Origin of the sequence: Pseudomonas sp. AOB-7 (assembly GCF_003696305.1) — a bacterium.
Classification (GTDB): domain Bacteria; phylum Pseudomonadota; class Gammaproteobacteria; order Pseudomonadales; family Pseudomonadaceae; genus Aquipseudomonas.
Map to the genome: position 1 here is coordinate 1 of NZ_RFFK01000034.1, position 3,133 is coordinate 3,133.

The window sequence follows — 3,133 nt, forward strand, 5'->3', positions numbered from 1 at the left end:
CTTTGCGCCGGGAAAACCTGGAACAGCGCTGGCGCAGCTAACGGCCCGGTGCGTGCGGGGCATCCTAAGGCTATCGGGCTTTGCAGCGGGGTGCGCTGTTCGCGCGCTCCTGCAGTCTTCTGCTTTCTATGCAAGCCGTGGGCTCGTCGTTATCATGCCAGCCTTGTTCGTGGCGGGGCCTGGCATGCTGGCATTGTTGAAACTTCTACAGGATGGGCGCTTTCATTCTGGCGAGGCCTTGGGGGCAGCGTTGGGTGTCAGTCGCAGCGCCATCTGGAAACAGTTGCAGGGCCTGGAGTCCGAGCTTGGGATCGAGGTATTCAAGGTTCCTGGGCGTGGCTATCGCTTGGCTGCGCCGATGACCTTGTTGGATGCCGCTCTGATCGAGCGCCAGGTCGCGACCTTGGCGTGGCCGGTATCCGTGCTGGCCAGTCTCGACTCGACCAATGCGGAGGTAATGCGCCGACTCGAGGGGGGGCAAAGCGCGCCTTTTGTCGTGCTCGCCGAGCGGCAAACGGCCGGGCGTGGACGGCGCGGGCGTGCCTGGGCGAGTCCCTTTGCGGAAAACCTCTACTGCAGCCTGGCATTGCGGGTCGACGGCGGGATGCGCCAGGTCGAGGCGTTGAGTCTGACTGTGGGGCTGGCGGTGGCTCGTACCCTGCAGGTTTGTGGCCTGAATGCCGCTGGGCTCAAGTGGCCGAACGATGTCCTGGTGGATGGGCGCAAGATTGCCGGGATCTTGCTGGAGCTTTCCGGCGACCCGGCGGATGTCTGCCATGTGGTGATCGGTATTGGTATCAATGCGAACATGGCGCTCGACTCGTCGTCGGCCATCGATCAGCCCTGGATCTCCATGCGTCAGTGTCTCGGTGGCATGTTCGATCGCAATCTGCTAGCAGGCGAGCTGCTATGCCAACTGGCCGAGCATCTGTCTCGCCACTGGCGACTGGGTTTTGCCGGCTTGCGCGAGGAGTGGGAGGCGCTGCATCTGTGGCGCGGTCGTTCGGTTGCATTGCTTGCGGGCGATGATGCAACCCTTGGCGTGGTGCTCGGAGTGGACGAGCGCGGTGCCATCCGCTTGAGTGTGGAGGGCGTCGAGCGTTCTTTCAGTGGCGGAGAGTTGAGCCTGAGGTTGCAGCATGATTCTTGAGCTCGACTGCGGTAATAGCTTCATCAAGTGGCGTGTGATCAGGGTGCAGGGGGGCGAGCGGGTCTGCTCGGGAGTGGTCGACTCCGATGCCGGGTTGTTTGCCGAATTGGCGGAGTTTCCGGGGTTGAGCATTCGCTACTGTCGCCTGGTCAGCGTGCGCAGTGATGCGGAGACCACTCGGTTGGTGGAGGAGTTGCGTGCGGCCTTCGTCGTCGAGGTTTGCTGCGCTCAGCCGGCCCAAGAAGCCGGGGGGGTGCGCAACGGCTACGACGATTACCAGCGCCTTGGCCTGGATCGCTGGCTGGCGGTGCTGGGGGCCTACCACCTGGGCCAGCGCGCCTGCCTGGTGGTGGACCTCGGTACGGCGGTCACCGCCGATCTGGTGGCGGCCGATGGCGCGCATCTCGGTGGTTTTATCTGCCCTGGCCTGCCCTTGATGCGTGATCAGCTGAGCACGCATACCCGGCGCATTCGCTACGACCGGCAGTCGGCATTGGCGGCGTTGCAGGAGCTGGAGCCCGGGCGCTCCACGGCGGAGGCGGTAGAGCGCGGTTGCGTGCTGATGCTGAGGGGCTTTGTCGCGGTGCAGCTAGAGCAGGCGCGGTTGTGCTTTCCGGAAGGTTTCGAGGTTTTCCTGACTGGCGGGGATGCTGACCTGGTGCGCGATGTCGTGCCGGGCGCGCAAGTCGTGGCCGATCTGGTCTTTGTCGGGCTGGCCATCGCCTGTCCGCTGAATTGAGGCAAGGCATGCGTTGGATCTTACTGTTGCTCGTTCTGCTCAATGTCTTCTATTACGTCTGGCACCAGCAGCAGGCGCCACTGCGCGCCAAGGAAGTCGCGCCGACGAGCAGTTACCAGGGCGCGCGCAAGGATATCCGCCTGCTGAGCGAGACCACTGCGCCGCGCGCGCGTGTCAGTGAGCCGGCGGAAGAGGAGTCGCCGGCCTCGGCGGCGGTCTGTCTGTTTCTCGGTAGCTTCGAGGAAGAGGCGCGGGCGAAGGTGGTGGAGCAGCGCTTGCTCAGCCTGGATATTCAGGCCCAGGTGCGTAGCGTCGATGCGGCAGCCGGGGTTGAATACTGGGTTTATCTACCGCCGCTGGCTTCGCGACAGGCGTCGTTGCGGCAGCTGCGCGAGCTGCAGGCACGGCGTATCGATAGCTACATCATTACCCAAGGCGATCTGGCCAACGGCATCTCCCTGGGTATTTTCCCGCGCAGCGACTCGGCCGATAGCGTCATGCAGCGCCTGCGCGAAGTGGGTTACGAGCCGCAAATGCGCGAGTTGTCGCGCGCGCACCGCAGTTTCTGGGTGCGTGTCGCGCCGGAAAGCAGACGTCTGGCCGATGAGTTTTTGCTCGGGCGATTGGCCGGCGATTTCGCCGGTTTGCAGCATCAACTAATGCCCTGCGAAGGCGTTGCATTGCTCCAGTAGTTTGCATAGAATGGCGCCCGCTTCGCAGGGTGGTCAAAGTTGGTTCCCGACGAAGATGTTGTCAAAGTAGCTAACCTCACGATTTTAAATGAGAAAATGCTTGACAGCAGGGTGGCAGATCTAGAAAATGCCGCCTCACTTTGGAGGGGTTCCCGAGCGGCCAAAGGGATCAGACTGTAAATCTGACGTCATCGACTTCGAAGGTTCGAATCCTTCCCCCTCCACCAGATTCAGCGTGAGCTGCAAGCTCCGCGGGTATAGTTCAGTGGTAGAACCTCAGCCTTCCAAGCTGATGATGCGGGTTCGATTCCCGCTACCCGCTCCAGTTTGTGGTTGGCGCAATAGAGTTTGGCTCATGTAGCTCAGCTGGTAGAGCACACCCTTGGTAAGGGTGAGGTCAGCGGTTCAAATCCGCTCATGAGCTCCATCTAATGAAGGCAGATATGAAAGTATCTGCCTTTGTTTTAATGGCGGCATGGCTTGCTCAATTCTTCGCTAGGAGACGGTCAAGATGGCTAAAGAGAAATTTGAACGTAACAAACCGCACGTCAA

Annotated in this window: 3 protein-coding genes and 3 tRNA genes; all 6 read left to right on the forward strand. The window is 61.4% G+C overall.

The window, feature by feature from the left end; genetic code table 11:
• Positions 1-184: 184 nt before the first annotated feature.
• The 6 genes from birA to EA796_RS22840 all read left to right on the forward strand — a co-directional run bounded on the left by birA (position 185) and on the right by EA796_RS22840 (position 3,008).
• Positions 185-1,150: a bifunctional biotin--[acetyl-CoA-carboxylase] ligase/biotin operon repressor BirA gene (gene birA, locus EA796_RS22815; RefSeq protein ID WP_122110280.1), complete on the forward strand. Its 966-nt coding sequence runs from the start codon at positions 185-187 to the stop codon at positions 1,148-1,150.
• Complete coding sequence (locus EA796_RS22820) at positions 1,140-1,889, forward strand: pantothenate kinase (protein ID WP_122110278.1); 750 nt, start codon at positions 1,140-1,142, stop codon at positions 1,887-1,889. Before birA ends, EA796_RS22820 begins: the two co-directional genes overlap by 11 nt.
• An 8-nt stretch (positions 1,890-1,897) precedes the next feature.
• Positions 1,898-2,581 (forward strand): SPOR domain-containing protein, encoded by a 684-nt coding sequence (locus EA796_RS22825; RefSeq protein WP_122110279.1) that lies wholly within the window; start codon positions 1,898-1,900, stop codon positions 2,579-2,581.
• Between the two features lie 142 nt (positions 2,582-2,723).
• A tRNA-Tyr gene (locus EA796_RS22830) sits at positions 2,724-2,808 on the forward strand.
• A gap of 24 nt (positions 2,809-2,832) precedes the next feature.
• Positions 2,833-2,906, forward strand: a tRNA-Gly gene (locus tag EA796_RS22835).
• Positions 2,907-2,932: 26 nt separating this feature from the next.
• Positions 2,933-3,008, forward strand: a tRNA-Thr gene (locus EA796_RS22840).
• The last annotated feature ends 125 nt before the right edge of the window (positions 3,009-3,133 follow it).